Source organism: Streptomyces sp. CBMA291, assembly GCF_014596525.1.
Lineage (GTDB): Bacteria > Actinomycetota > Actinomycetes > Streptomycetales > Streptomycetaceae > Streptomyces.
The window spans coordinates 25,865-52,237 of the sequence record NZ_MSJP01000006.1 but is presented as its reverse complement, the minus strand read 5'-3'; the positions used below and the strand labels follow the sequence as shown (position 1 = coordinate 52,237).

The window sequence follows — 26,373 nt, the reverse complement described above, 5'->3', positions numbered from 1 at the left end:
GCTCGCGCGCCGGGCTCACGCGGCCGGGCCCGTCCGGTGGTCACGGGCCGGTGGCGGGCTCCGGCAGGACGGGGAGCAGCGGGCGGTGGCAGGCGACGGTGCGTCCGGGGCCTACGGGGAGCATGGGGGGTTCCTCGGTGGCGCAGCGTTCGTCGGCCAGCGGGCAGCGGGTGCGGAAGCGGCAGCCGGACGGCGGGGCCAGCGGCGAGGGCGGGTCGGCCGGGAGGAGTCCGGTGTCGCCCAGGGGGCGGCCCGGTTCGGGGACGGCGGCGAGGAGCGCGGCCGTGTAGGGGTGCGCGGGGGCGGCGAGGACTTCCTGGGTCGGGCCGCGTTCGCACATCCGGCCGAGCTGGAGCACGGCGATGTCGTCGCTGACCGCGCGGACGACTCCGAGGTCGTGGGTGATGAACAGGCCGGCCAGGCCCCGTTCCTCGGTGAGTCGGCGGAGCAGGTTGAGGACCGTGGCCTGGGCGGAGACGTCGAGCGCGGAGACGGCCTCGTCGGCGATCAGGACCCGGGGTTCGGCGGCGAGCGCGCGGGCGATGGCGACGCGCTGGGCCTGTCCGCCGGAGAGCTGGTCGGGCCTGCGGTCGCCGAACAGCTCGGGGGCGAGCCCGACCGCGTTCAGCTGCTCCTCGACGACGGCCGTACGGTCGCGGTCCCGGAACTGCTCGGGGTGGGCGTCGAGGGGTTCGGCGACGAGGTCGCGGACCGTGCGGCGCGGGTTGAGCGAGGAGAGCGGGTCCTGGAAGACCATCTGCATCCGGGGGCGCAGGGCCCGCAGTCCGCGGGCGGGGAGCGCGGCCAGTGCGGTGCCGTCGAGGGTGACCGTGCCGGAGGTGGGCGGCGGCAGGTGGAGCAGGGCCTTGGCGATGCTGCTCTTGCCGGAGCCGGACTCGCCGACCAGGGCCAGGGTGCGGCGTTCGGTCAGCTCCAGGTCGACGCCGCTGACGGCGTGCAGCGGGCCGGAGCGGGTGCGGTGGACGACTTCGATGCCGGTGGCCCGCAGGACGGTGGCGGGCGCCGCCGGGTCCGGGGCGGCGGGTGCGGCGGCGGGCAGGGGGGCGCTCATGGAGTGGGCTCCGGGGTGGTCTTCGGGGACGGGTGGGCCGGGGTGAGGGGGAAGTGGCAGGAGGCGGTGTGTCCGGTACCGGCCTGGTGGACGGGTGGGGCGGTGGTGGTGCAGAGGGACTCGGCCCGTTCGCAGCGGGGGGCGAAGGGGCAGCCGGTCAGGGGGCGGGAGAGGTCCGGGGGCGAGCCGGGGATGGCGGGCAGGGTGCGGCGCAGGGGGCCGGTGACGCGGGGTACGGAGCGCAGCAGGGCGGCCGTGTAGGGGTGGGCGGGGTGGGCGGTGACGTCCTCGGTGGGGCCGCTCTCGACGACCCGGCCGCCGTACATGACGGCGATGCGGCGGGCGCGTCCGTAGAGCAGGCCGATGTCGTGGGTGATCAGGAGGGTGGCCAGGCCCCGGGTGGCGCGGTGGCGGTCGAGCAGGTCGAGGACGGTGCGCTGGACGGTGACGTCGAGGGCGGTGGTGGGTTCGTCGGCGAGCAGCAGGACGGGGTCGCCGGCGAGGGCGGCGGCGATGCCGACGCGCTGGCGCAGTCCGCCGGAGAGTTCGTGGGGGTAGGCGCGGGCGCGGCGGGCGGGGTCGGGGACGTCGACGGCGGCGAGGAGCCCGGTGGCGATGCCGAGGCGTTCCCGGCGGCCGAGCCGTTTGCGGTTGGTGAGGGATTCGGTGACCTGGTCGGCGATGCGTACGACCGGGTTGAGGGAGGTCATCGGGTCCTGGTGGACCATCGCGATGCCGGTGCCGAGGAGTTCGGCGCGGCGGGCGGGGGCCGCGGTGAGCAGGTCCTCGCCGTTGAGCAGGACCTGTCCGGTGGAGTCGGCGCGGGTGGTGCGGGCGTGGACGCCGAGGACGGTGCGGGCGAGGACGGACTTGCCCGAGCCCGATTCGCCGACGATGCCGAGGCATTCCCCGGCGTCGACGGTGAGGCTGACGTCGTGCAGGATGTGCAGCCGTCGTCCGTCGGGGGCGTGGATCGTGGTGTCGAGCGAGCGGACGTCCAGGACCGGGGTGGTCATCGGTTCTTCGGTCCCTTCCGTGCGGGCGAGCGCAGGTGCTCGCCGAGGTAGTTGAGGGCGAGGACGGTCAGGCAGAGGACGGCGGCGGGGGCGAGGGAGATCCAGGGCGCGCTGCCGAGTGTGGTGCGGCCCTCGGCGATGATGCCGCCCCAGGAGGGGTCGGGCGGGCGCAGGCCGAAGCCGAGGAAGCTGAGGGAGCCCTCGGCGACGATGGCGGCGGTGGTCGCGGTGAAGGCGAAGGTCAGCGCGATGGTGGCGACGTGCGGGACGACCTCGCGGCGCAGGATGCGCAGCGGTGCGGTGCCGATCATGCGGGCGGCCTGGACGAAGCCGCGCTCGCTGAGGGAGAGGACCACGGCCCGTACCACGCGGGTGAAGGCGGGGACGGTGAACAGGCCGATGAGGCCGCCGATGACGGGGAGGCTGGGGCCGCGCAGCGAGACCACGATCATCACCAGGATCAGGGTGGGGACGGACATCAGCAGGTCGGTGGCGAAGCCGATGGCCTTGTCCACGGGGCCGCGGAACCAGCCGGCGGCGAGGCCGAGGGCGCCGCCGCCGAGCAGTCCGACCGCGACGGTGAGCGCGGCGACGGTGAAGGAGGCGCGGGCTCCGGCGATGGTGCGCTGGAGGATGTCGCGTCCGCCCGCGTCGGTGCCGAGCCAGTGGCCGGGGCCGGGTGGGGCGGAGGGGGCGGAGAAGTCGCCGTGCAGGGGGTCGAAGCCGGGCAGCAGGGGGGCGAGGAGGGCGGCGAGGAGGACGGCGGCGAGCCAGCCTCCGGCGATCAGTACGCCGATCGGGGGGCGCCGTCGTGGGGCCCGGACCCGGGTGGCGTCGGCGGTGCCGGTGGGCCGGGAGGTGCGGGAGGTCTCGGGGGTGGCGGCGGGTACGCGCTCAGCGGTGGTCATGGGCGATCCTCGGGTCGAGCTTGCGGTACAGCAGGTCGACCCCGAGCGTGGCGAGCACCACGCCGGTGGCGCAGACCACCATCACCGCCTGGATGACGGGGAAGTCGCGGCTGATGATGGCCGCGGAGGCGAGGCTGCCGACGCCCGGGACCGCGAACAGCGTCTCCACCAGCACCGAGCCGCCCAGCGAGGTGCCGATGCCGATGCCGAGCAGGGTGACGAGGGGCAGCGAGGAGGGGCGCAGGGCGCGGCGCAGCAGCAGCCGGGCGGTGCCCATGCCGCGGCTGCGGGCGGCGGCGATGTAGGTCTGGTCGAGGGTGTCGAGGAGTTGTCCGCGCAGGGTGCGGGTGAAGATGGCGGCTTCGGTCAGGCCCAGGGTGAGTGCGGGCAGGGCCAGGTGGCGCAGGTTCTCCACCGGATCCTCGCCGAAGGGCACCCAGCCGGTGGCCGGGAGGATGCGCAGCTGGACGGCGGTGAGGTAGATGAGGAAGAGGCCGAGGACGAAGCCGGGTACGGCGAGCCAGACGAAGGCGCCGGCGGTGGCGATGCGGTCGATCACGCCGTCCGGCCGCCAGGCCGAGAGGAGGGCGACGGGCACGGCGACGGCGAGGGCCACCACCTGGGCGGCGAGGAACACTTCGAGGGTGACGGGGATGCGGTGGGCCAGCTCGGTGGTGACGGCGTTGCCGCTGGTGAGCGAGTGTCCGAGATCGCCGTGGAGGGCCGCGCCGAGCCAGTCGACGGTGGCGGCGAACACGTTCCGGTCCAGGCCGAGTCCGGATTCGAACACGGCGATCTGTTCCGGGGTGGCGGTGATGCCGAGGGCGGCGATGGCGGGCGAGCCCGGCATCAGGTGGGGCAGGGCGAGCGCGGTGACGGCGACGAGCAGGAGGACCGCAAGTGCCCGTCCGGCCCGCGCGGCGAAGCCGGGGATCGGGGAGGTCACCGCTTCACCCACAGGACGGCCGGGGAGACGTTGACGATGGAGCGCTTGGACAGGTCGGGCAGTCCGCCGATCCGGTCGGAGGCGATGAAGCCGGTCCGGTTCTCGGTGAGGAAGGCGGCCGGGGCGTCCTCGATGATCTTCTTCGACGCCTGGTTGTAGGCCTCGGCGCGGGCGGCGGGGTCCACGCTCGCACGGCCCCGGGCGATGGCCGCGTCGACCTCGGGGTCGGCGTAGCCGGTGAAGTTGTACATGCCCTTCGAGGAGAACATGTTGGTCATCGCGGTGTCGGTGTCGCCGAACATGCTGGTGACGAAGTCGAGGACCTGGAACTTGCGCTGCATCATGGCGGTGCCGTTGGTGGCCGGGTCGCCGGGCTTGATGGTCATCTTGATTCCGGCTTCGCCGAGCATCTGCTGGAGTACGGTGGCGCGCTGCTGGCCCTCGGGGCGGCTGTCGGCGGTCAGTTCGAACGACAGGTTCGGGTGGCCGGCCTCGGCGAGCAGGGCGCGGGCCTTGGCCAGGTCGCGCTGGGGGTAGGCGGCGGTGCTTCGGTAGGCGGAGGCGGAGTTGATCGGTCCGTCGGAGACCCGGCCCTGTCCCAGGTAGGCGATCTTCTCGACGCTCTCGCGGTCGATGGCGTACTGCACGGCCCGGCGGACGCGCGGGTCGTCGAAGGGAGCGACCTTGGTGTTGAAGAGGAGGGCGGAGGTGGCGCTGGGGCCGGTGGCGACCTGGAGTCCGTCGCCGGTCGCCTGCTTCTGCTGGGCGGGGGTCTCGGCCCACACGATGTCCGCGTCGCCGGAGCGCAGCGACTGGTAGCGGCTGTCCGCGTCGGGCAGGACCCGGTAGACGACCTTGTCGGCGTGGGGCTTGGGGCCCCAGTAGGAGGCGTTGCGGGCCACGGTCACCGAGACGCCGGGCTGGACGCTCTCCACCGTGTAGGGGCCCGAGCCGACGGCGGGGCGGTCTCCGGCGGGGGCTTCGGAGACGTAGCCGAGGGAGCGGGTGAAGAGGTTGGGGAAGGACGCGTCGGGGGCGACGAGGGTGAAGGTGACGCCGGTGGGTCCGGTCACCTTCATGTCCTTGATCGTGGCCGCGTCGACGGCGCAGGCGCACTTGGTCTCCGGCTTGGACAGCCGGGTCACATGGTCGACCACCGCCTGTCCGTCGAGCGGCTTGCCGTCGCTGAAGCGGACGCCCTCGCGCAGGGTCAGGTTCCACACGGTGGCGTCGGCGCCGGAGGTGAACGTCTTCGCGAGGAAGGGCTTCACGGTGCCGTTGTCGCCGTTGACCATCAGCGGGTCGTAGAGCGCGTTCGCCAGGATCATCGACGGCATGGACGTCAGGGTGCCGTCCGCCGGGTCGAGCTTCACGAAGGGCCGGTCGAGGCCCACCTTCAGAGTGCCGCCGTCCACGGCGGTTCCGTCGCCGCTCGGGGCGGTGCTCCGGGCGGGGGCACCCGACAGCGTGTCGTCGGGGGCCGAGCACGCGCCGGTGCCCAGACCGATGACGACGGCGGAGACCGCCGCCGCGAGTACCTGCTTCTGCCGCTTCATGGGGGTTCCTCGTGTTCCTTGACTCGGGGGGAAGTCAGCTGGTGACGGCGGTACCGGACCGGCGTCTTCCGGCACTCTCAAGAAGTGACAGGACTGCCAAAAGGCAGTTATGCAAATTCCATGTGACGCCTTGTCGACGAGTCGGCGCTCGCCTTGAGCGGCCCCTGCCACGCGTGATTCGGTACGGACACAACCGGCAGCGCCGGGCGCGGGACGCCCGGCACCGACCATGGAACGGACACCACATGCAGGGGCAGGAAACCGGACCCGATGTCACGGCCTCGGCCGGGACACGGACCGGGACGGGGCTGCGCGACCGCAAGAAGGCGCGCACGCGCCAGACCATCCGGACGGCGGGGCTCGACCTGTACGAGGAACAGGGCTTCGAGGAGACCACGGTCGACCAGATCTGCCGGCGCGCGGACGTGGCCCACCGGACGTTCTTCCGCTACTACGCCAGCAAGGAGTCGCTGCTCTTCGGTCTGGACTTCGGCAACGCGATCCTCGACGAGTTCGCCGCCGCACCGGCCGGACTCGACCTCTGGGAGGCCTTCTTCCACGCCCTGGACGTCACCGACGGAACGCTGGAGGAGCCCGCCGAGCACACCACCCGGCGCCGGTCCCTGCGTCGGCGCTTCATGGGCATCCGTACCGTGCACGACCATGCGGTGCTCCAGATCGACGGCCTCGTCCAGCGCACCGCCGACGTGGCCGCCGCCCGGCTGGGCGTCGACACCGGGCAGGACCTGCGGCCGCACGCGCTCGGCGCGGTGATCGGGGCGCTGACCCGGCGGCATGTCGTGGAGGGCCTGGAGGACGACGGGCGCCTGGAACTCTGGCGGCAGGCCTTCGTCCAGGTGATGCCGCCCCCGGCCGGCGCGCCCGCCCCGCAGGGCTGACCCCGACGGCTCCCGGCGTCCGGGCCGACCTCGGCGGGCCCAGGTGTCCGGAGACGAACCTCGGCGGCTCCCGGCGTACGGAGACGGGTCTCAGCGGGCCCCGGCGTCCGGGCCGTCCCCGCGTTCGCGGTAGCGCAGGACGAAACGGGTGCTGTCGCCGTCGATCCGGCGCCGTACGTACAGCGTCGCCGTGCCGTCCGGCGTACAGCTGACGCCCTCGCGCACCAGCAAGGGGGCGCCGACGGGGACGCCGAGCAGTCCGGCGTCGGCGAGGTCGGCGCCGATCGCGCCGAACGCCCGCCAGTCGTACTCCAGTCGGATCCCGGCGAACCGGGCCAGATCGCGCACCATGTTCCCGGTGCGGCCCGGCCGGGTCAGCTCGGCGGGCAGCGGGCCGAACGGCACCCAGATGCTGCTCGCCGCGACCGCCCGGCCGCCCAGCCGGGTCACGGTGTCCACCCGGGAAAGCCCCGCGACGGGCAGCGCGAGGTGCCGGGCGGCCTCCCGGTCCTCGGCGGAGCCGGTCACCGGGGGCGCGGCGACGACGCATTCCTCGGCACCCTCCCCGAACTCCCCCTCCGGGGAGGCCGGATGGAGGCTTCCGAGGTCGAAGCGCTGACTGCGCGGGTCCACGTCGATCGAGATCCGCGGCGCGGGCGGGCGTACGAAGGTGCCCACGCCCCGCCGGATCTCGATCGCGGCGGCCCGTTCGAGTTCGGCGACGGCCTGCCGGACGGTCAGCCGGTTCACCCCGAACTCGGTGCTCAACTCGGGTTCGCTGGGCAGCCGGGCGCCCGCCGGGTACGCCCCGGAGTCGATGCGCTCCTGGATCCGGAGGGCGAGCGTGCGGTAGAGCGGGGTGCCGCTTCGGTGTGCTGCCACGCCGCAGATCCTACGGAGAAGCCCCCGACGGACGGCGGTTGGCCGGAAGTTCACCTTGCCGTCGCTTGCCGAACGACCTTGGAAGAGGGTAGACATCTAGACATCTAGATGTCGTGCTTCCGATGGTGCTCCGCACCCCGGCACCCTGGATCCGCTCCGGCGCCCCCTCCGCGCCGCGCCCCGCGAACCGCCGCCCACCGCGCCCCGGTCCGCACCCCGCCCGCCGCCCCGCAGCGCGCGTCCCGCGATGTCCCTCGCGGCCCCCTCCGACGAAATCGAAAGGCCCCCCTCATGTCCCTGGTCAACTTCCGCGACCCGTCCGTCCTGACCGACCCCGAGGGCACCCTGGTGAACCCCGGTGTCCTGTACCGCTCCGCCCAGCCCTTCCCCGCTGCCGACGACGCCGTCGTCGAGCAGCTGCGCGCCGCCGGCATCCGCACCATCGTCGACCTGCGCGGCGGAAGCGAGCGCGAGGCCGGGGACTGGACCGCCGCCGAGGCCGCGGGCATCACCGTCGTCCAGACCCCGGTCGAGCCCTCCTCGCCCGCCCTGGACCAGCGGATGGCCACCATGAAGACCGCCGCCGACCTCGGCGAGTTCTACGTGCTGATGGCCGAGAGCGCACCCGGCGCGATCGCCGACGCCGTCCGGGCCGCCGCCCGTCCCGGCGGAGTCCTGCTGCACTGCGCCGCGGGCAAGGACCGCACCGGTCTCCTCACGGCCCTGCTGCTCGAACTGCTCGGCGTGCCCGCCGAGCGCGTCGTCGAGGACTACGCCCGCACCGGCGAGGCCCTCGAACAGATCTGGGCCGGAATCGCCCAGCGCCACCACACGGCCCTCAACGACGTGGACCGGGAGAAGCTCGCCATCCCCGCCCCGCTCCTCGCGGCCCCCGCCGGGGCGATGACCGCCTTCCTCGACGTCGTCCGCACCCGGCACGGCGGCGCCCGCGCCTTCCTCCTGGAGTGCGGGGTCGCCCAGGAGACCCTCGACGCCTTCCTGGCCAAGGCCACGCCCGCCGCCGCCGCCACCGACACCGTCTCAGCCGTCACCACCGGCATCGCCGCTCCCGCCGAGGTGACGGTCTGATGCCGAACGTACTGCGCCACAGCGACGGAACCCTCTTCCGCGACCTCAACCACAACGGCACCATGGAGCCCTACGAGGACCCGCGGCTGCCCGTTCCCGAGCGCGTCGAGGACCTGCTCGGCCGGATGACGCTCGCCGAGAAGGCGGCCCTGATGTGCCACGGGCGCATGGTGCCCGGCTCCGACCCCCGGATGCCGGTCCCGCTCCCGACCGGCGCCGAACTGATCACCGAACGCGGCATCACCCACTTCGCGATGATGGCCGTGCCCGACGCCCGCGCGATGGCCGAGTGGAACAACCACGTCCAGGACCTCGCCTCGGCCGGGCGCCTCGGCATCCCCGTCACCCTCTCCTCCGACCCCCGGCACGGCTTCGCCTCCAACCCGGCCACCGCCCACACCGGCGGCGGCTTCAGCACCGGCCCCGAGCCGATCGGCCTGGCAGCCACCGACGACCCGGAACTGGTGGAGGAGTACGCCCGCCTGATCGGCCGTGAGCTGCGCGCCGTCGGCATCCGTGTCGCGATCCACCCGATGGCCGACCTGGCCACCGAGCCCCGCTGGGCCCGGATCAGCGGCACCTTCGGCGAGGACCCGCAGCGCGCCGCCCGTATGATCGCCGCCTACATCCGGGGCCTCCAGGGCGAGAGCCTCGGCAAGGACAGCGTCGCCTGCATGACCAAGCACTTCCCGGGCGGCGGCCCCCAGCACGGCGGCGAGGAGGCGCACTTCGCCGCCGGACGCCGTCTCGCCTACCCCGGCGACGCCTTCGAGCAGCACCTGATCCCCTTCGAGGCCGCCTTCGAGGTCGGCACCGCCCAGATCATGCCCGCCTACGCGATCCCCTCCGGCCTGGGATTCGCCGAGGTCGGCGCCAACTTCAACCGGGACGTCATCACCGGTCTGCTGCGCGGGCGGTACGGCTTCGACGGGGTGATCTGCACCGACTTCAACGCCATCACCGGCACCGAGATCCCCGGCGTCACCACCTTCCCGCCGCGCAACTGGGGCGTGGAGGAACTGTCCGTGGCCGAACAGGTGGTGATGACCCTGGACGCGGGGGCCGACCAGCTCGGCGGCGAGACCGATCCGGAGCTGATCCTGACCGCCGTCCGCTCCGGCGCGGTGAGCGAGGAGCGGATCGACGCCTCCGTCCGCCGCGTCCTGCGCGACAAGTTCCGCCTCGGCCTCTTCGACGACCCGTACGTCGACGCGGACGAGGCGGCCCGAACCGTCGGCGCCCCGGACGGCCGCGCGCTCGGCGACACCGTCCAGCAGCGCGCCCTGGTCCACATCGCCGGGCGTCCGGTGAGCGGCGAGCGGCTGTACGTCGAGGGGATCGATCCGGCCGTCGCCGCCCGGTTCGGCACGGTGGTGGCGAGCCCGGCGGAGGCCGACTTCGCCGTCGTCCGGCTCAAGGCGCCGTACGAGGAGCGCGAAGGCATACTTGAGCGCTTCTTCCACTGCGGCTCGCTGGAGTTCCCCGAGGAGGAGGTGGAGCGGCTGCGCGCCCTGGCGGAGACCGTTCCCACCGCCTTCTCCGTGCATCTGGAACGGCCCGCCGTGCTCACCCCGCTCGCCGCACCGGCCGCGCTCCTGATCGGCGAGTTCGGCGCCCGGGACGATCTGCTGCTCGACGCGGCCCTGGGCCGTACGCCGATGGAGGGCGTCCTCCCGTTCGACCTGCCGTCCTCCATGGCGGCCGTCGAGAACGCCCGCGAGGACGTGCCCTTCGACACGGCCGACCCCCTCTTCCGCTGCGGACACCCGCACGCGCCCCGCCCCCTGGCCGGGGAGCCCGGAGCGCGCTGACGGGGGCCCACACCCGGGCAGCCGTACGAGGGGCGGGCCCGGTCTCACCGATCGGGCCCGCCCCTTGTCCGGTCGTCCGACTACTGCACGAAGGGCAGGAAGAGGTCCGCCGTGGCCTCGGCGTGGTTCGCGAACCGCTCGCGGGCCTTCTCCGGATCGCTCTCCTCGATCGCCCCGACCAGCGCGCGGTGCTGCTGGTCGGGTGTGCTCCTGGCCTCCACGCCGCCGGGGTGGTCGGCCAGCAGCCGGGTCAGTTCGTCCTGAATGCCCTGTTCGGCCTCCACCAGGCGGCGGGAGCCGGAGAGTTCGGCGATGTACAGATGGAGCCCGGCGTCCAGGGTGCGGTACGCCTCCGAGTCGGCGACGGCCTCGTCCGCCGCGGCCTCCAGCTCCCGCAGCCTGACGAGCCCCGCCCGCGTGGCGCGCCGCGCGGCCCTGGCGGAGGCCTCGCCGGAGACCGCGATCCGCCAGGCCGTCAGCTCCTCGATGTCGGCCAGCGTGTACGAGTGCAGGGCGGTCAGCTCGCGGATGCGGGCGAGGACGTCGGGGACCACATAGGTGCCGGCCCGGTAGCCGCGCCGGGTCTCGATCAGGCCCTCCTCCCGCAGCACGGCCATGGAGTGCCGGATCGTCATCACGGCGACACCGAACAGCTCGGCGAGGGCCTTCTCCGGCGGGAACCGGTCACCGCCCACGAGAATCCGCGCGCCGATCAGCTCGCTGAGCCTCCGGGCGATGGCCTCGGCGGCTCCGGCGGCACGCACCGGCGCAATGTGATGCGCCCAACCCTTGTCGTCCATGAAACCTATCCTCTAGATTTCGCATTTCTACACCAACGCGATTTCTGGAGAGCTTAATGAGCACCACCGAGCACTCGGCACCCCTCATCGGGATACCCGTACGCCTCAGCGACGGCGACGCCCCGGGCGCCGACCAGCGGATCGTCGAGGCCAATCGCATCTTCGACGACGTCGTCGAGCTGATCCGCGCCGCCGGTGCCGAGCCCGTCCTGATCCACCCGTCCGCCGACGGGAACTCGCTGGAATCCCAGCTCTCCGGCTGTCGCGGCATCGTCGTCCCGGGCGGCGGCGACGTCGACCCGGCGCTGTACGGGGCCGACCCGGAGCACCCCTCGCTGTACGACGTCAACCCCGCGCAGGACGTGCTCGACATCGCCGTCGTCCGGTACGCCCTGGCCAACCGGCTGCCCTACCTCGGCATCTGCCGGGGCATGCAGCTGCTCAACGTCCTCCGGGGCGGCACCCTCCACATCGACCTGCCCGAGACCTCCGTCGCCCACAACCCGGTGGACGGCGAGGAGTGGACCGTCCACGACGCGACGCTCACGGCGGACAGCGCGGTCGCCGAGGTGTTCGGGACCGAGCGCATCCCGGTCTCCTCCGGCCACCACCAGGCGGTCGACCGGGTGGGCGAGGGCCTGCGGGTGACGGCCCGCGCCGACGACGGCTGCGTCGAGGCCATCGAGGCGTACCCCGCCCCCGGCGCCTCGGAGTCGACGGCGTGGACCGTCGGCGTCCAGTGGCACCCCGAGGCCTTCGTGCCCAGCCCCGAACTGCGTCTGCCGCTGTTCCGCGCGCTGCTCCAGCAGGTGCACGACGAGCCCCTCGAAGGCGTCCGGGCATGAGGCGCGGGGACGGACTCGCCACGCGTCGGGAGGCCACGAACGCGCAGACCCCGCCGGACACCACCGGCACGGGCAAGGGCAAGAGCACGCGTACGGGCGAGAGCACGGGCGCGGGCCACGGCGAGAGCACCGGCAAGCCCACGCTGGCCCGGAGCCTCCACAACCGCCACATCACCATGATCAGCATCGGCGGCGCGGTCGGCGCCGGGCTCTTCGTCGGCTCGGGTGTGAGCATCCAGCAGGCCGGCCCCGGCATCCTGATCGCCTACGCCGTCACGGCCGCCATCGTCATCCTGATCATGCGCATGCTGGCCGAGATGTCGATCACCCGGCCGGACACCGGCGCCTTCGCCGTCTACGGCCGACTGGCCTTCGGCCGCTGGGCCGGGTTCGCCAGCGGCTGGATCTACTGGGTCGGCTGGCCCCTGGGGCTCTGCGTCGAGTCCATCGCGACCGCGCAGATCGTGCACGGCTGGATCCCGGCCCTGCCGATCTGGCTCACCGCCCTGGTGGTGGTCGCCCTGGTGACGGCGGTCAACCTCACCTCCGTACGCGCCTACGGCGAGATGGAGTTCTGGGTCGTCTGGCTCAAGGTCGCGGTGATCGCCCTGTTCATCGCGGTCGGCCTGATCGCCATCGCGGGTCTGCTGCCGGGCACCCCCTCTCCCGGCACCGGAAACCTCGTGGACCACGGCGGCTTCCTCCCCATGGGCCTCAGCGGGGTGGTCATCGCCACCTCCGGCGCGATGTTCTCCTTCTCCGGCACCGAGATCGTGACCATCGCGGCGGGCGAGGCCCAGGACGCGGCGGCGGCCATCCGCAAGAGCACCCGCACCATCCTGGTCCGGGTCACCGTCTTCTATCTCGGCTCGCTGTCCGTGATCGTCCTGCTGCTGCCCTGGAACAGCGCCGCCGTGGGCGAGAGCCCGTTCGCCGCCACCCTCTCCCATCTGGGCCTGAACGGCGCCTCCACGGTGCTGAACGTCGTGCTGTTCGCGGCGCTGCTCTCCACGATGAACTCCCAGGTGTACGCCAGCTCCCGGATGCTCTTCGCGCTGGCCCGGGACCACGACGCCCCGTCCTACCTGGCGCGGGTCTCCCGTCGCGGGGTGCCGTACACGGCCATCCTGCTCACCGTCGCGGTCGCGGTGCTCTGTCTGCTGCTCCAGGTCTTCCACCCGACGACGGCCTTCAGCAGGCTCGTGAACATCACCGGGGACACCGTCTACGTCACCTGGATCGGCATCGCCGCCGCGCATCTGGTGCTCGGCCGACGCGACCGCTCCGGGGACCTGCGGCCCGCCTCGGGCACCGCCGTCTGGCTCTTCCCCTGGCTCACCTGGGCCACCCTGGGCGCTCTGCTCGCGCTGTACGCGGTGATGATCGTGCTGCCGGAATCGCGCACGGACTCCGTCCTGGCCCTCGCGTTCACCGTGGCCGTCTCCCTCATGGGTCTGTGGCTCCAGAAGAAGCGCCCGACGGAACTCTGACCGCCCCGACCGGGGTGACGAGCGTCATGTCACATCCGAGGTCCCCGCCTTGTCTCTACCGGGACGGCCCGCCACGCGGCCGTCCCGATCGACACCGGAGGGGACATGCTCAAGAGGGACACGAGGCTCAAGAGGTTCAAGGGACTCAAGAGGTTCGCGGGGTCCAGGGGGTTCCGGACGGCGGCGGTGGCGCTCGTCGCCGCCTTCGCCGCCGTGCTCGGGCTCGCCACGTCGGCATCGGCCGTGTGGGGCTTTCCCGGCGAGGGCGGCGACTGGAAGCCGGTGAACTACGCGGGCGGCCAGATCACCAGCCGTTCCTCCACCGGGGAAGCCCGCGACAACCGCAACAACATCGTCCACGTCTGGCGGGGCGCGGACAACGACAACCTCTACATCTCGCTCAACAGCGGGCCCGCGTACGTCCTGCCGGGCGCGCAGACCTGGACGCCTCCGAGGGTGATCTGGACCGACGACGGGGGCCGCGGAAACTTCCGGGTCTTCCACACGGGCACGGAGGGCCACGTCTACCAGCACCGCGTCCAGCTGACCCCGGCCTATCAGCTGCCCGCCACGCTGCCCGACTGGACCAGGATCCCCAACGACACGCGGACCACCGACACGGTGCCCGTGGCGGTCGCCGCGCTTCCGAACAACTCGTTCATGCTCGCCTGGAACAGCCAGTCCAACGACGACATCTGGACGATGTACTACAACGGCGAGACCGCCACCTACGGCAGCCCCGCCGTGGTCCCGAACGCGCTGAGCAAGGACGCCCCCGCGCTCGCCGCCCAGGTGGACACCGACAACAGCGACCCCGCGCCCTGGAACCAGGTCGTCCTCGCCTTCACGGGCACCGACAACCGCGTCTATCTCTCCCGGCAGCGGTACGGAAGCTCCGGCTGGACGAGCCCGCGTCAGATCTTCGCCGCGAACACCTACGGCTGGACCCGGCAGGCGCCTTCCGTCGCGCTCTCCCGCAGCGGCTACGGCGTGATCAGCCTCGCCGAGGACCGGGACAGCACGATCGGCAGCTACATCATCTCCCGTGACGGCGGCTGGAGCGGCTACTACGAGGAGAACACCTTCGCCAACACGTACGGCAAGACCCCGCTGGCCGTCATCGACGGCACCGCCTTCTACTACGTCATCAACGGGACGGCGAGCGGTCTGAGCGGGGTCCTGTGGAAGAAGGCGTACGACTTCGCGGGCTCGCCCACGCCCTCGGCCCCCCAGTGGTGACCCCGCGGCGTCCGGGCCGCGCGGCGGCGGGTCTGGTCTCCGGTCTGCTGCTCTGCCTGCTGATACCGGGGGCCGCTCCGGCGACGGCCCTTACTCCCCCGGCCGCCTGGGGAGCGACGGCCCTCACTCCCCCGGCGGCCGGCGGGGCCCCGGCGCTCGGCCCTCAGGCGGGCGCGGCGGACCCGCCGTCGGCCGGGCCGGGGGCGGTCGGCCCGGAGTTGGGGTACGGGAACCGGACGCAGTCCCCTCCCGGGATGCCGGACTGGTCGCGGGCCGGGTATCGCGGCGGCATGGATCTCCCCCGGGGCGACGAGCAGTTGAGTCCCGACCCCGCCTGCCGCATCACCCCGGTGGTCCTCGCCGCCACGTACCAGGTGGGCGCGGACGACGGGGTCGACGACTCCGCCGGGCTCCAGCGGGCGATCGACCACGTCAAGAGCGCCTGTTCGCCGAGGGCCGGTTTCCACCGGCGTTCGCTGATCGAGCTGCCCGCCGGCCGGATCGACCTCTCCCGGCAGGTCTACGTCGACGCCTCCTTCCTCACGCTCAGGGGGCAGGGCTCCGGCGAGGGAGGGACCCGGCTGGTGTTCCGGCCGGACCTCCAGACCCGCTACGACCAGACGGTCAACGGCCGCTGGGACCAGGAGAGCATGACGGCCGGTACCGCCCCCGACATCGGCAACGGCGGCTGGATCTGGCCGGGTCGGGGCATGTTCCGGGTGCAGACCCGTGAGGTGGCGGCCCGGTACCAGGACGACTGGGAGCTGGCGTCGAGCCTCCCGATGCGCAAGGACCTCTTCGAGGGGAGCGTCAACCAGCACTGGGCCTCCGGCTTCAAGGTGGCCGCCGCGCCGGACGATCCCGGGTTCTCCTCCCGCAAGGGCCGCGATGTCGTACGGCTGGACGCCAAAGCCGACATGAGGAAGTTCACCCCGGGCGGTTACGTCTGGGTGGGCGCGGCCAACAGCAGGAACTTCTACGCGCAGCAGGGCATCACCGATCCGAGCATGATCGAGGCGCTGCACATGCGCCAGGAGATGTTCCGGGTGACCCGGGTCGACGCCGCCGCCAAGACGATCACGCTGGACCAGCAGTTGGAGTGGGACCTGCCGGTCCATTCCGAATCGGACGGCTCCGCACCGCTGAACAGCAGTGGCACCCCGTACGCCAGCAAGGTGACCCCTCTGAAGGTGGTCGAGGGGGTCGGGTTCGAGGACTTCGCCTTCACCCAGGACATGAACGGGCTGCCGAAGATCGGCGGCCAGGGGACGTACGCGCTCACGCCCGAGCAGGCGAGGAACAACTACGGCAACATGGCGCCGGAGTACGCGATGCACGGCATCGTCTTCAAGTGGGCGGCCAACAGCTGGGCGCGCGGGCTGCGGGCCACGATGACCGGTTCGCATCCGATCGTCACCGAGGTGGCCCGCAATCTACAGATCGAGCGGAACAGTTTCGACGGCGCCTGGAACAAGGGCAAGGGCGGCAACGGCTATCTGCGGGGCAGCCGGGTCTGGGATTCGCTGTGGGCCCACAACCTCAGCCGCAATCTGCGCCATTTCACCTTCCAGTGGTCGGCGGGCGGCAATGTGGCCTTCCGCAACGACTTCGATTCGGACCTGAACCTGCACGGCGGCTGGGAGCACGACAACCTCTTCGAGCAGAACACGGTACGGGTGCCCTACGAGCATCGCTCGGCCAACTGCACGAGCAACTGCGGTGGCGAGGGCGGTGAGATCGACGAGGGCACCTGGTATCCGATCTGGTGGGCGGCAGGCCCCAAGGCGGGCAAATGGGCCGGTTCCTCGGGTCCGCAGAACGTCTTCTTCGACAACACGCTGATCAAACAGTCCACTCCGGGCGGGCCTTTCGAGCCGTACCGGCCCTATGGCGCCCAGGCGGGAACCGCGTTCCAGTTCGGGTCCCGCGAGGACGACTGGCGCACGTTCCAGCCGCTGAGCGAGAACGGGCAGGGCATCGCGGACTGGACCGGACGGGAAACCGTGGACTTCACGGGGAAGGGGGTGGCCGCCTTCGACGTCGGCAGGCGGCGGTCGCTCTTCCTCGCCGACACGGGGGGCGAACTCCCGCCCCGTGAGCAGGTCGTCGACGTCAAGGCGCTCACCTGGAACATGAACGGCGCGGGTCAGGCCGGCGGGGTCATGGACAGGTACGGGACCGACATACCCCTCCTGGCGAACGAGTCCGGGAGCGGACTGCCCAGGGCCAATGAGGTCATGGCGCTCCAGGAGGCCGGATCGCCCACGGAGAACCTGCACTACTGGAACGTGGAGCAATTCGACCAGCACACGTACTTCAAACGCCTGAAGAACGGCGAGTGGTTCAATCCGCCGGTCAACCAGTTCGCTCTCTCGCCGACCAGGGCCCGGAATCCGACCGGCTATCTCACCTGGCTGAACACCTCCTACGACGGAGCCACCAACAACGAGAAGAAGATCAACCTGGCGCTGTGGACCCGGAGGAGGATCCCACCGGAGGACATCTTCGTCGTACCCGGGAAGACCACCAGCGAGGGAGTCCACACGGGGAAGAGCCGTCCCGCGCTCGGCGTCGGCATCTGCGGGGTCGTCTACTTCACCTGGCACGGGGACGCGAGTGGCGGCGGGGACAACACCACGATGCTGCGGAACGTGAGCCAGAGCATGGCGACGGCGGGCCCGAACGGCACACCGCTGCGCTGGGTCGTGCTCGGTGACTACAACATGGAGCCGACGGATCTGCGGACGGCGCTCGGAACCGACACGGGCCACTTCGAAGCCGTGGGGCCGCACATGCAGACCCGCCGCGCCTCTGGCCGTTGGATCGACTACGCCGTCACCCCCGCGCCCGCCACCCCCCAGGACAGGATCGTGGTCGGCCAGGCGGGCCGGGTGCTGTCCGACCACGAGATCTCGGACCACTATCCCGTCACCTACGACTTCTCCTACAGCACCACCGACCCCTCGTGCACGACGCCCGACCCGGTTCCGAAGGCCGAGGCCGTCCCGGCGGGCATGCCGACGAACCTGCGGGTCGCGAGCACGACCAAGTCCCCCGTTCCCCGGGGCGCGGCAGGCGGCTCGGGCCTCCGGGCCCTCGGGCTCGACACGATCTCAAGGACGAGCCGGGCCCAGCACGACTTCGAGTTCGAGCCGGCCGCCGACTCCCCCGGCTACTACCGGGTGATCCACCGGCTGGAGTCCGACTTCCTGTCCCAGGAGTCCGGCGTTCCCGACGCGAAGGTGTCCCTGGCCCCCTTCGACACCGGGGATTCCTCGCTCTGGCGCGTACTCGGCATGGGTGACGGCACCTTGACCCTGCTGAACAAGGCGACCGGTCAGGCGCTGACCAGACTGGCGAGAGCCGACGGCGACGAGGTGGTGGGCCGGGATCTCGTCGGCGAGTTCGACCCGGACCAGCGCTGGTTCGTCCAGGACGCGCAGAACGAGACCCTCGACGTCGACGAGATCACCGACGGAAGCTCGACGATCACCGTGCGGGACGCGAACCCCGTGGAGGGCACCCCGCTGGTCCTGGAGCCCGAGAGCGACGACCCCGGGGAGGAGTTCATCCCGATCGACGCGGGCAGGACGGGCGACCGGTACTGCTACTACCTCGCCCACGACGGGCTGTACGTCAACTCCACGGGCACCCACCCCGAGGTCGGCGAGGGGAACACCCTCACGCTGAACCGCTTCCGTCCCAACGACGACGGATATCTGTGGTGCACCCCGCTGGCCGACCGGCACTCGGCGAGCTTCTCCCTGAGTCAGTACGCGAGCGCCACCGAGCCCCTGTATCTCACCGAACTGGGCGGTTCGCTGCTCCTGAACAGGGACTCCGGTCTCGCGTTCACCTGGCGGGCCCTCAGCGGCTGATCCTCGGCGAAGGAAAGTGCCGTCGGCCCCGAGGGGCCGACGGCACTCTCGTATCCCCGGCGAGGTCAGTCGGCGGTCAGCCGTACGGGGAGGGCCGCGTGCCCGTTGCTGATGAGGGTCGGCAGCGGGCGCAGCCCGTCGGCGGGCACGGCGAGCCGGATGTCGGGGAAGCGCGTGAAGAGTTCCCGCAGGGCGGTGGCGACTTCGAGGCGGGCGAGCGGCGCGCCGAGACAGAAGTGGACGCCGTGCCCGAACGCCAGGTGTTCCTTGGTGACCCGGGTCGCGTCGAAGCGGTCGGCGTCCTCGCCGTGCCAGTCCGGGTGCCGGTTGGCGGCGCCGTAGGAGGCGAGGATGGCCTCCCCCGTCCGGATGGTCTGTCCGTCGGGGAGCGGGATGTCCTGGAGGGCGAAGCGCATCGGCAGGTGCTTGATGGACGGTTCGTGTCGCAGGGTCTCCTCGACGACGTCACCCCAGTCGCAGCGTCCGGCGCGGACGTGGGCCAGTTGCCCGGGGTCGGCGAGCAGGGAGGTGACCGCCTGGTCGATGACGTTGACGGTGGTCTCGTATCCGGCGCTGAGCATCAGGACGAGGGTGCCGCGCAGTTCGTCGGTGGTGAGGGCGCCGCCGTCGCCCTCCTCGTCGCGGGTGGCGATGAGGAAGGACGTCATGTCGTCGCCGGGCGTGGCCTGTTTGGCGGCGATCAGCTCGTCGAGGAGCCGGTAGAGGGTGGCGGTGTTCTCCGCCGCCTCGTCGGCGGAGAGGGTGGTGGCGAAGACCCGGTCCACGACCGTGCGCAGCCCGTCGAGCCGGGAGGAGGAGATCCCCATCATCCGGCCGATGACCGCGATCGGCAGCGGATACGCGAGCCGTTCCCGCAGGTCGACCGTCTCCCCGGCGGGCAGGGCGGCCAGTTCGTCGAGGAGACCGGCGACCAGGTCCTCGACGACGGGCGCCAGGTCGGCCACCCGGCGCGGCGAGAGGGCCGGGGCGATCAGACGGCGGAGGCGGCGGTGGTCGCCCCCGTAGGCGGTGAACATGTTGTCGACGGCCACCCAGAGCGCGAGTGGCCAGGTGGTGGCCTTCTCGGCGAACTCCGGCCAGTGCGCCCGCGCGTCCTTGGACACATAGGGGCGGGTGAGGAGGTGCTTGAGGAGGGCGGGGTCGGAGACGGACCACGCGGTCACCCCGAGGATGTCCACCCGGGTGGCCGCGCCGCGTGCGCGCAGGGCGCGGTCCTCGGCGTGGTGGTCGGCACCGGCGGGGTCGAGGACGAACGTCTGCTCGTCGGGCATGTCCAGGGCTCCTGTCTCACGGGGTCTCGCGGGGTCTCATGGGGTCTTCTGGGGTCTCATGGGGGTGGGGCGTGGTACGGAGGGGAACGGTAGGGCCGTACGGACCGGGCCGCACCGGTTTCTCCGTACGACTGACCGAATGAGGAGCGTGACGGTGACACCGCGCGCCGGGCGCGTCCCTGCCCGTCGCCCGGACCGGGGTCCCGGCGGTGTCCCTCGCGTGGAACGGATCACGCGGGTGTCATCGTGCCGCGCCGGGCCGGGGGACGGGGGACGAGGACCCGCTCCAGGGAGGCGATGTCCCCGTGCCGGGCCGCCGCCGCGAAGGCGGCGCGCAGCCGTCGGTGCTCCCCGGTGTCCAGGGTCCCCCTGGGCTCGGCCAGGAGATGTCTGCGGGCACGGCTGGCGATCTTGCGGACGTTGACGGCGCTGAGCCGGAGGGTGGCGGCGATGTCCGGGTAGGGGTACGCGAACGCCTCGCGCAGCACGTACACGGCCCGTTCGGCCGGGGTCAGCCGCGTCAGGACGAGCAGCAGCGCCCGGTCGACCTCCTCCGCCCGCTGGACCAGGGTCTCCAGGTCGGTGCCGGGGTCGACGGGGTCGGGCGGCCAGGTGTCGGTGTGGTTCCGCTTGCGGGACCAGGCGGAACGGGTCACGTTGACGGCCAGGCGGGCGGTCGCGCGGGACAGGAAGGCGGCGGGGCTGACCACCACCGATCGGTCGGTCTTCTGCCAGCGCACCCACACTTCCTGGAGTACGTCCTCGGCCTCCGCGGTGCTGCCCACTATCCGGTAGGCGATGCCGAAGAGACGGGGTCTCAGGCCGACGAAGACGGACAGCGCCTCGTCCAGGGAGACCGGGGACGTCGAGGGCGAGGGCGTCCGGGGCGGGGCTTCCGGCGGGTTCAGGGACACGGGCACGGCTCCGTTTCGCACACGGCATCCGGGGGTGATGCCTCCCCCGCCACGCTCGCGCTCCTCCGGTGCCGCGCGCGCCCGGGGAATCCCTGGTCCTGGCCCTGGTGTGCCGGGCCAGGGGGTACGGGGCGTCCGCGCGCCCGCCCTCGTACACGGGCCAGGGGATACGGGAAAGGGCGACGAGCAGGGGCGTACGGAAGGGGAAATGGCCGACGGGCAGGCGGTACGGCAGGGGGCGCGGGAATGAGATGCCGACGGGCAGGCTCTTCGGGCAGGGGGCGCGGGAAGTGGTGCAGGCGGGGCTCGGCGGAGAGCGCCGGGCGGGGGACGGCGGCCCCTCAGCCCCCGGTCAGCGCCGTGCGGAGCTTGTTCCGCGAGGTGACGTCGAGCTTGGCGAAGACCTTGCGCAGATGCCACTCGACGGTGCGGGGGCTGATGAACAGCTCGGCGCCGATCTCGGAGTTGGTCATCCCCTCGGCGGCGAGGCGGGCGATCTGCGCCTCCTGCGCGGTCAGGGCCTCGCGCGGGTCCCGAGCCTGGGCCGTGCTGCGGCGCGGGGTCTCACCGGTGGCCAGGAGTTCGCGGCGGGCCCGCTCGGCGAAGGCCTTCGCCCCGAAGTCCCGCAGCGACTCGTAGGCCGTCCGCAGGTGTTCCCGTGCTTCGCCGCGCCGGTTCTCGCGGCGGAGCCACTCGCCGTACACCAGGTGCGTACGGGCGAGGTGGACGGCGATCCCGCTGCGGCCGAGCCGCTCGACGGCCTGGCGGTAGAGCAGGTCGGCGGCCGGGCCCTCGCTCAGCAGGGCCGCGGACCGGGCCAGGGTGCCGAGGGCCCAGTCGGTGCCCGCAGCGCGGGTCCGTTCCTCAAGGCGGCGCAGCGCCGCCTCGGCCGTCGCGGGGGCGCCGCCGCGCGCGCCCGCCTCGACGAGTTCGGCGAGGGCGAAGCCGGTGACCGCCAAGTCCTCGTGTTCCACCGCGCGTGCGGCGTGGTCCAGGGCGTCCTGGTAACGGCCGTGGCCGTTGTGCAGGACCGCGAGGAGGTAGGCCGCGAGGCCGACGGCCCGTCCCTCGCCCCAGGTCGCGGCGTCCCCGGCGGCGCTCTCGATGACCTCCGCCGCCCGGGGGTCGTCGCCGCGCCAGGCCGTGAGCAGCAGCGCCGGGTACTCCATGGGCGAGTGGCCGGTCGCCTCGGTGAGGGCGACGGATTCGTCGACGAGCGCGGAGGCGAGGGCGAACTCCCCGGCGTGGACGTGCACGGAGGCCCGGTAGCCGAGGGCCAGGGGGAGGAAGGTGAGCGCGCCGGTCGCGCGGGCGGAACGGACCGCGCGGGTCGTCAGGACCTGCCAGGACTCGTCGTCCCAGAGGTCGGCGGCGGTGAGCCAGGTCAGCCAGAGCCAGCGCGTGACCTCGTGGTCCCCGGCCTGCCCGGGGGCCTGCCGGAAGGCCCGCAGCGCGGACTTCACCAGCGGGGCGCCTTCGGCCCCGGGCTCGGCGCACCACATCGCCAGACCGTCGAGAAGGAGGTCGGTGGGGCGCGGGGGACGGGGTCCGCACGGCGCCGAGCGGGCGGCCTCGGCCACTTCCCGTACGGAGATGTCGTGTGTCCGGCCGGCGAAGACCGCCGCGCCGATCGCGTCGAGGTAGGCCTCACGGGCCTCGTCGTCGCCGACCCGGGTGAGCCGTCCGGCCGCGTCGAGGAGCAGCGGCAGTGCCTCGCCGCCGCGTCGGCGGGCGAAGGCGATGCGGGCGCGGAGCCGGGCGAGCCGGGCTTGTCCGGCCTTGTCCAGGGGGCTGAGTTCGGCGGCCGCCAGGAGGTCGAGGGCCGCTTCGGGGGCTCCGGCCTCGTAGGCCGTCTGGGCGGCGGCGGCCGCTCTTTCCCCTCGTACGGTCGCGTCGGGGGTCAGTTCGGTGGCGCGGCGCAGGAAGGCGGCAGCCGCGGCGACGCCGCCGCGGGCCTCGGCCCGGTCGGCGGAGCGTTCCAGTTCGGCCGCGAGGGTCTCGTCGGGGCAGCGGGCCGCGTGGGCCAGGTGCCAGGCCCGGCGGTCCGAGTCGGCCTCGGGGCCGGTCGCCTCGGCGAGGGCCCGGTGGACCTCTCCGCGTGCGGGGGGCGGGGCCGCGCGGTAGGCCGCCGAGCGGACCAGCGGGTGGCGGAACCGTACCCGCGCGCCGAATTCGATCAGTCCGGCGGCCTCGGCCGTCCCTTCGGCGTCGGGCCCGATGCCGAGCCGTTCAGCGGCCCGGCGCAGCAGGGGCAGGTCGCCGACCGGTTCGGCGGCGGCCAGGAGGAGGAGTCGCCGGGCGGCTTCGGGGAGGGCGTCGATCTGCCGCAGATAGCTCTGTTCGATGCGGCTCGTCAGTGGGCCCGCGTCCGGTCTGCCGAAGCCTCCGGCGAGTTCCGCGGGGGTCAGGCCGCGGGTGAGTTCCAGGAGGGCCAGCGGGTTGCCCCGGGTCTCGGCGACGATCCGGTCCCTGACCCGGGCGTCGAGGCGGCCGGGGACGAGCGAGGCAAGGAGCGCGTCCGCGTCGTCGCCGCGCAGTCCCCGGACCTCGGTCTCCCGCAGGCCCGTCCAGGGGTCGTGGCCCGTGTCGGGGGCCGAGGTCCGTACGGCGCACACCAGCGCCACCCGCTCGGCGAGGAGTCTGCGGGCGACGAACGCCAGGGTCTGCGCGGAGACCCGGTCGAGCCACTGTCCGTCGTCGACCACGCAGACGAGGGGTGTCTCCTCCGCCGCCTCGGCCAGGAGGCTGAGGACGGCGAGCCCGACGAGGAACCGGTCGGGTGCGCCTCCGGCGCGCAGGCCGAACGCCACGGACAGCGCGTCGCGTTGGGGTGCCGGGAGCCGGTCGAGGAAGCCGAGGAGGGGTGCGCACAGCTGGTGCAGTCCGGCGAAGGCCAGTTCCATCTCGGACTCGACGCCGACGGCCCGCAGGATGCGGCAGCCCGCCGCGCTCTCCACCAGATAGTCCGTGAGGGCGGACTTGCCGACCCCCGCCTCGCCGCGCAGGACGAGTACCTGGCTGCGGCCCGCGCGGGCGTCGGCCACCACCTGGTCCAGCACTCCGCACTCGCCACGCCGGCCTCGCAGCCCGCCCCGAGGAGCGCCGCCCGCCATCCACCACCACCGCGCACGTCGGGAGTCGGCCCCAGGTTGGAGGGCCTTTCTCATCATACGGGTGCCCGGACGCCCCTCACCTGGCCCAACGCCGTCATTCGGCCCGTCAAGTCCGCCGGTTCCGCCGGGAGTTCCCGAGGCCGGTCCGACCGCCCGGTCCTGCGCCGTTTCAAGTCGGGAGGCGGGCCGATGGCGAGGGGGCGCAAACGAGCCAAAGGCGGGTTACGTGGTGGTGGATGTGTCATGAACTTGAAAGGTTGTCGGGGCGCGACGCAGCACCAGTGAGGCTCATGCCCACCGATCGCTCCCCACCGGAGGTGCCCTCATGGCCCGTGCACAGACAACCGTTCCGGCGCGCTTCTCCCGCGTCATCGGCACGCTCGCCCTCGGAGTCGGCGTCGGTGCCGCCTTCGTCACACCCGCCTCGGCGGCCACTTCGCAGTCGTCGGAGGCGACCGTGACGAGCGTGCGGGACGTGGCCGCCGACTATCCCTGTTACTCGATCTCCACCTCGGGCGCGATGAGCTGTTTCCAGCCGTACGGTGAGCACCTCTATACGTGTGACACCGCGGCGGACGGACACCATCCCGGCAGCTGGTACCGGATCAACGGCGGCTCGTGGCACAACGTGCAGTACGACCTCGGCAAGGGCAACTGCGCCGACCTCAACCTCTCCATAGGCGAGAGCGGCTACATCGACATCCAGGCCTGCAACTACGAGGGCGCCACCGCACTGAACTGTAGCGGCGTCCTGCGCGTCAGCGCCAACGGGTGACGGCGCGCCCGGGGCCCTCGCCCCGGGCGGGCGCCACAGCCGTGGCACGTGCGGCCCCGCCCCGCCAGGCGGGGCCGCACGACCTCGTCGCTACGCGTGGCGGCCGGTGGCCGAGCCGAAGCCGAGCCAGGTGTGCCGGTTTCCCCACCAGCACCAGCCGACCTTGGGGGCGTCGCGGCGCTCGCGGCCGTCGCGCCCGGTCCCGTTGCTGATCCAGATCGCCGGCGTACGGGCGTCGTAGGCGCCGTCGGCCTTGCGCAGCCGTGAACCGATGGTCATGAAGCAGTGGTTGCGCTCCAGGGCGGCCGACTGCTGGAGCACCCAGTGGATCCCCTCGGTGAGCGTGAGCGGGTCGCGTCCTTCCCGCGCGAGTGCCGGAAGTGCCTCCTCGGGGGTCCAGTCGGCCAGGTGGTCGCCTCGGTCGAGACCGGTGCCGAGGTAGAGCGGGGTGTCCGGCAGTTCGACGCCGTACGGCCGGAAGTCGTCGACGTCCGTCATGTCGGTGACCACGAACCCGGGCTTGCCCTCCCTGCGGAGGAGCGGCGCGAGCGCGGACGCGGGGAGCCGGTCGGGGTGTACGGCGAGCAGGGCGCCGCCGTCGGAGGCGTCGGCGCTTCCGGCGTAGGTGCGCAGTTCGTCGGCGGAGAGCCCGGCGAGTTCGTGCGCTCCGAGCCCGATCAGCCTCTCGGCCTGGTCTGACAGGGGCGGCAGCGGGGCGAGGACGGCGGCGGTCATGGCGGCGGTCAAGTCACTCCTGAGTCCGGGTGGTTCGGGCCTGGGGTCGAACGAGCCTCGCCCCGGGATCGTTCCCCCGCCGCGACTCGGGCGGGCCGTCCGGTCAAGCGTCCGCGCAACGGGCGACCGGAGCCACCGCCAGGACGTCCGCGACGGGGATGTCGACGGTGTGGCCCTGGACGATCAGGGTGAGGGCGCCACTCCCCCGGGCAAGCTCGCCGCACAGACTGCCGGCCGAGGTGGTGACCTCGACGGACGCGGACGGCACCTTGGGCGTGGGCCACCAGGAGCTGGTGGCGGCGAGGGCCGTCAGAAGGACCGTGACGAAGGTGAGGACGAGACCGGCACGGAGCCGCCGGGCGGCACGGGCGGGCGGGTCGGGGACCGGCGAGTGCGGCCAGGCCGTACGCCCGACGAGGTAGACCGCCCAGCAGGCCAGGAACAGCGCGAGGAGCACGAGGACCCCCGCCACCACCTCCACCCCACGCGGCGCCGAAGCCCCACCGGATCCTCCGGCCTTCAGCGCACCGCACAGCCCGACGAAACCCAGGGCCGCCAACTGAAGGGTCAGCCAGCCCCGGGCCGAGTCCCTGACGTCGTACACCCCGGCCTCACGGCCACCGCCGTCGCTCATGGACGCAAGGATGCCGAGCGGGGAAGGGGGAGGCGGGGTGCCACGCCGGGGAAGGCGACTGGAGGAATGACGTTCCGGGCCCGAGGGGGCGGTCTCTCACTTCATGCGGCCGCCATGCCGTTCGAGCAGCTTGATCGCCATGTCGTGGCCGTGGCTGTCAGCCGTCTTCCGAGGGCTGTAGCCATTCAGCTCCAGATCGGGATTCGCACCGTAGGCGAGCAGGATGGCCGTCATGGCGGAATTTATCGGAACTCCGGACTGTAGGGCGGAGTCGCCTTCGACTTCGATCGCATGCACCAGAAGGGCACGGCCCCCCACGCCACGCGCAGCCAGGTCGGCTCGGGCTGGGGCACGTACGGCCAGCGCGTCCTCACGGGCGATCTCACCGATGACGGCCGGGCCGACGTTTTCGCCCTCGACGGGAACGGTGTCCTGTGGCTGCACAGGGCACCGGCAAGGCAACCGCGCCCTTCACCGGC

General features: G+C 72.6%; 21 protein-coding genes. 8 read left to right on the top strand and 13 right to left on the bottom strand.

Features of this window, described 5'->3' with window-relative positions; genetic code table 11:
• Positions 1-40: 40 nt before the first annotated feature.
• Genes BU197_RS01135 through BU197_RS01115 form a run of 5 tightly spaced genes read right to left on the bottom strand, consistent with a single transcriptional unit; the run spans position 41 to position 5,498 of the window.
• Positions 41-1,072 (bottom strand): ABC transporter ATP-binding protein, encoded by a 1,032-nt coding sequence (locus BU197_RS01135; RefSeq protein WP_188266248.1) that lies wholly within the window; start codon positions 1,070-1,072, stop codon positions 41-43.
• The gene (locus tag BU197_RS01130) at positions 1,069-2,088 is read right to left on the bottom strand and encodes an ABC transporter ATP-binding protein (protein ID WP_188266247.1); all 1,020 of its coding nucleotides are present in this window, start codon (positions 2,086-2,088) and stop codon (positions 1,069-1,071) included. Before BU197_RS01130 ends, BU197_RS01135 begins: the two co-directional genes overlap by 4 nt.
• Positions 2,085-2,996 carry an ABC transporter permease gene (locus BU197_RS01125; RefSeq protein WP_188266246.1) on the bottom strand — a complete coding sequence of 304 codons (912 nt, stop codon included), beginning with the start codon at positions 2,994-2,996 and terminating at the stop codon, positions 2,085-2,087. Before BU197_RS01125 ends, BU197_RS01130 begins: the two co-directional genes overlap by 4 nt.
• Positions 2,983-3,942 carry an ABC transporter permease gene (locus tag BU197_RS01120; RefSeq protein WP_188266245.1) on the bottom strand — a complete coding sequence of 320 codons (960 nt, stop codon included), beginning with the start codon at positions 3,940-3,942 and terminating at the stop codon, positions 2,983-2,985. Before BU197_RS01120 ends, BU197_RS01125 begins: the two co-directional genes overlap by 14 nt.
• A complete protein-coding gene (locus tag BU197_RS01115) occupies positions 3,939-5,498 on the bottom strand; it encodes an ABC transporter substrate-binding protein (RefSeq protein ID WP_188266244.1) in 1,560 nt (519 codons plus the stop codon). The genes BU197_RS01120 and BU197_RS01115 overlap by 4 nt, the downstream gene beginning before the upstream one ends.
• Positions 5,499-5,743: 245 nt before the next feature.
• Here BU197_RS01115 and BU197_RS01110 point away from each other — a divergent pair, with 245 nt between their 5' ends.
• A complete protein-coding gene (locus BU197_RS01110) occupies positions 5,744-6,397 on the top strand; it encodes a TetR family transcriptional regulator (RefSeq protein ID WP_188266243.1) in 654 nt (217 codons plus the stop codon).
• Between the two features lie 90 nt (positions 6,398-6,487).
• On the opposite strand, the gene BU197_RS01105 is transcribed toward BU197_RS01110, so the two are convergent.
• A complete protein-coding gene (locus BU197_RS01105; RefSeq protein WP_188266242.1) occupies positions 6,488-7,279 on the bottom strand; it encodes a GntR family transcriptional regulator in 792 nt (263 codons plus the stop codon).
• A gap of 291 nt (positions 7,280-7,570) precedes the next feature.
• Here BU197_RS01105 and BU197_RS01100 point away from each other — a divergent pair, with 291 nt between their 5' ends.
• Together BU197_RS01100 and BU197_RS01095 are read left to right on the top strand one after the other, a co-directional pair.
• Positions 7,571-8,368: a tyrosine-protein phosphatase gene (locus BU197_RS01100; RefSeq protein WP_188266241.1), complete on the top strand. Its 798-nt coding sequence runs from the start codon at positions 7,571-7,573 to the stop codon at positions 8,366-8,368.
• A complete protein-coding gene (locus BU197_RS01095) occupies positions 8,368-10,179 on the top strand; it encodes a glycoside hydrolase family 3 protein (protein WP_188266240.1) in 1,812 nt (603 codons plus the stop codon). Before BU197_RS01100 ends, BU197_RS01095 begins: the two co-directional genes overlap by 1 nt.
• A gap of 80 nt (positions 10,180-10,259) precedes the next feature.
• Here the strand turns inward: BU197_RS01095 and BU197_RS01090 are convergent, their stop codons facing one another.
• On the bottom strand, positions 10,260-10,979 hold the full coding sequence (locus tag BU197_RS01090) for a FadR/GntR family transcriptional regulator (protein ID WP_188266239.1): 720 nt from the start codon (positions 10,977-10,979) through the stop codon (positions 10,260-10,262).
• Between the two features lie 56 nt (positions 10,980-11,035).
• Between BU197_RS01090 and BU197_RS01085 the strand changes: the two genes are divergently transcribed.
• From BU197_RS01085 to BU197_RS01070, 4 genes are all read left to right on the top strand, one after another.
• Positions 11,036-11,824, top strand: a complete 789-nt coding sequence (locus tag BU197_RS01085; RefSeq protein ID WP_188266238.1) for a gamma-glutamyl-gamma-aminobutyrate hydrolase family protein — start codon at positions 11,036-11,038, stop codon at positions 11,822-11,824.
• A complete protein-coding gene (locus BU197_RS01080) occupies positions 11,821-13,314 on the top strand; it encodes an amino acid permease (protein WP_188266237.1) in 1,494 nt (497 codons plus the stop codon). Before BU197_RS01085 ends, BU197_RS01080 begins: the two co-directional genes overlap by 4 nt.
• A 105-nt stretch (positions 13,315-13,419) precedes the next feature.
• Positions 13,420-14,553: a hypothetical protein gene (locus BU197_RS01075; RefSeq protein WP_188266236.1), complete on the top strand. Its 1,134-nt coding sequence runs from the start codon at positions 13,420-13,422 to the stop codon at positions 14,551-14,553.
• 290 nt (positions 14,554-14,843) lie between these two features.
• Positions 14,844-18,431 carry a hypothetical protein gene (locus tag BU197_RS01070; RefSeq protein WP_188266235.1) on the top strand — a complete coding sequence of 1,196 codons (3,588 nt, stop codon included), beginning with the start codon at positions 14,844-14,846 and terminating at the stop codon, positions 18,429-18,431.
• A gap of 65 nt (positions 18,432-18,496) precedes the next feature.
• Here the strand turns inward: BU197_RS01070 and BU197_RS01065 are convergent, their stop codons facing one another.
• The 3 genes from BU197_RS01065 to BU197_RS01055 form a co-directional block, all read right to left on the bottom strand.
• Positions 18,497-19,723, bottom strand: coding sequence for a cytochrome P450 family protein (locus tag BU197_RS01065; protein ID WP_188266234.1), 1,227 nt, complete (start codon positions 19,721-19,723; stop codon positions 18,497-18,499).
• Between the two features lie 230 nt (positions 19,724-19,953).
• The gene (locus BU197_RS01060; protein ID WP_317452112.1) at positions 19,954-20,637 is read right to left on the bottom strand and encodes a sigma-70 family RNA polymerase sigma factor; all 684 of its coding nucleotides are present in this window, start codon (positions 20,635-20,637) and stop codon (positions 19,954-19,956) included.
• Positions 20,638-20,978: 341 nt separating this feature from the next.
• Positions 20,979-23,750: a helix-turn-helix transcriptional regulator gene (locus tag BU197_RS01055; protein ID WP_188266233.1), complete on the bottom strand. Its 2,772-nt coding sequence runs from the start codon at positions 23,748-23,750 to the stop codon at positions 20,979-20,981.
• Between the two features lie 325 nt (positions 23,751-24,075).
• On the opposite strand from BU197_RS01055, the gene BU197_RS01050 reads away from it, so the two are divergent.
• Positions 24,076-24,525, top strand: a complete 450-nt coding sequence (locus BU197_RS01050) for a hypothetical protein (protein WP_188266232.1) — start codon at positions 24,076-24,078, stop codon at positions 24,523-24,525.
• Between the two features lie 90 nt (positions 24,526-24,615).
• On the opposite strand, the gene BU197_RS01045 is transcribed toward BU197_RS01050, so the two are convergent.
• From BU197_RS01045 to BU197_RS01035, 3 genes are all read right to left on the bottom strand, one after another.
• Positions 24,616-25,260 carry a DUF5701 family protein gene (locus BU197_RS01045; protein WP_188266266.1) on the bottom strand — a complete coding sequence of 215 codons (645 nt, stop codon included), beginning with the start codon at positions 25,258-25,260 and terminating at the stop codon, positions 24,616-24,618.
• A 103-nt stretch (positions 25,261-25,363) separates the two neighbouring features.
• Positions 25,364-25,894 (bottom strand): hypothetical protein, encoded by a 531-nt coding sequence (locus tag BU197_RS01040; RefSeq protein ID WP_188266231.1) that lies wholly within the window; start codon positions 25,892-25,894, stop codon positions 25,364-25,366.
• A 96-nt stretch (positions 25,895-25,990) separates the two neighbouring features.
• Positions 25,991-26,338 (bottom strand): ankyrin repeat domain-containing protein, encoded by a 348-nt coding sequence (locus BU197_RS01035; protein WP_188266230.1) that lies wholly within the window; start codon positions 26,336-26,338, stop codon positions 25,991-25,993.
• Positions 26,339-26,373 lie beyond the last annotated feature (35 nt).

Coding starts and splice junctions, on each gene's coding strand:
- BU197_RS01135 (WP_188266248.1), bottom strand. CDS start 1,072: ATGAGCGCCCCCCTGCCCGCCGCCGCACCCGCCGCCCCGGACCCGGCG.
- BU197_RS01130 (WP_188266247.1), bottom strand. CDS start 2,088: ATGACCACCCCGGTCCTGGACGTCCGCTCGCTCGACACCACGATCCAC.
- BU197_RS01125 (WP_188266246.1), bottom strand. CDS start 2,996: ATGACCACCGCTGAGCGCGTACCCGCCGCCACCCCCGAGACCTCCCGC.
- BU197_RS01115 (WP_188266244.1), bottom strand. CDS start 5,498: ATGAAGCGGCAGAAGCAGGTACTCGCGGCGGCGGTCTCCGCCGTCGTC.
- BU197_RS01110 (WP_188266243.1), top strand. CDS start 5,744: ATGCAGGGGCAGGAAACCGGACCCGATGTCACGGCCTCGGCCGGGACA.
- BU197_RS01100 (WP_188266241.1), top strand. CDS start 7,571: ATGTCCCTGGTCAACTTCCGCGACCCGTCCGTCCTGACCGACCCCGAG.
- BU197_RS01095 (WP_188266240.1), top strand. CDS start 8,368: ATGCCGAACGTACTGCGCCACAGCGACGGAACCCTCTTCCGCGACCTC.
- BU197_RS01090 (WP_188266239.1), bottom strand. CDS start 10,979: ATGGACGACAAGGGTTGGGCGCATCACATTGCGCCGGTGCGTGCCGCC.
- BU197_RS01085 (WP_188266238.1), top strand. CDS start 11,036: ATGAGCACCACCGAGCACTCGGCACCCCTCATCGGGATACCCGTACGC.
- BU197_RS01080 (WP_188266237.1), top strand. CDS start 11,821: ATGAGGCGCGGGGACGGACTCGCCACGCGTCGGGAGGCCACGAACGCG.
- BU197_RS01075 (WP_188266236.1), top strand. CDS start 13,420: ATGCTCAAGAGGGACACGAGGCTCAAGAGGTTCAAGGGACTCAAGAGG.
- BU197_RS01070 (WP_188266235.1), top strand. CDS start 14,844: ATGGATCTCCCCCGGGGCGACGAGCAGTTGAGTCCCGACCCCGCCTGC.
- BU197_RS01065 (WP_188266234.1), bottom strand. CDS start 19,723: ATGCCCGACGAGCAGACGTTCGTCCTCGACCCCGCCGGTGCCGACCAC.
- BU197_RS01055 (WP_188266233.1), bottom strand. CDS start 23,750: ATGGCGGGCGGCGCTCCTCGGGGCGGGCTGCGAGGCCGGCGTGGCGAG.
- BU197_RS01050 (WP_188266232.1), top strand. CDS start 24,076: ATGGCCCGTGCACAGACAACCGTTCCGGCGCGCTTCTCCCGCGTCATC.
- BU197_RS01045 (WP_188266266.1), bottom strand. CDS start 25,260: ATGACCGCCGCCGTCCTCGCCCCGCTGCCGCCCCTGTCAGACCAGGCC.
- BU197_RS01040 (WP_188266231.1), bottom strand. CDS start 25,894: ATGAGCGACGGCGGTGGCCGTGAGGCCGGGGTGTACGACGTCAGGGAC.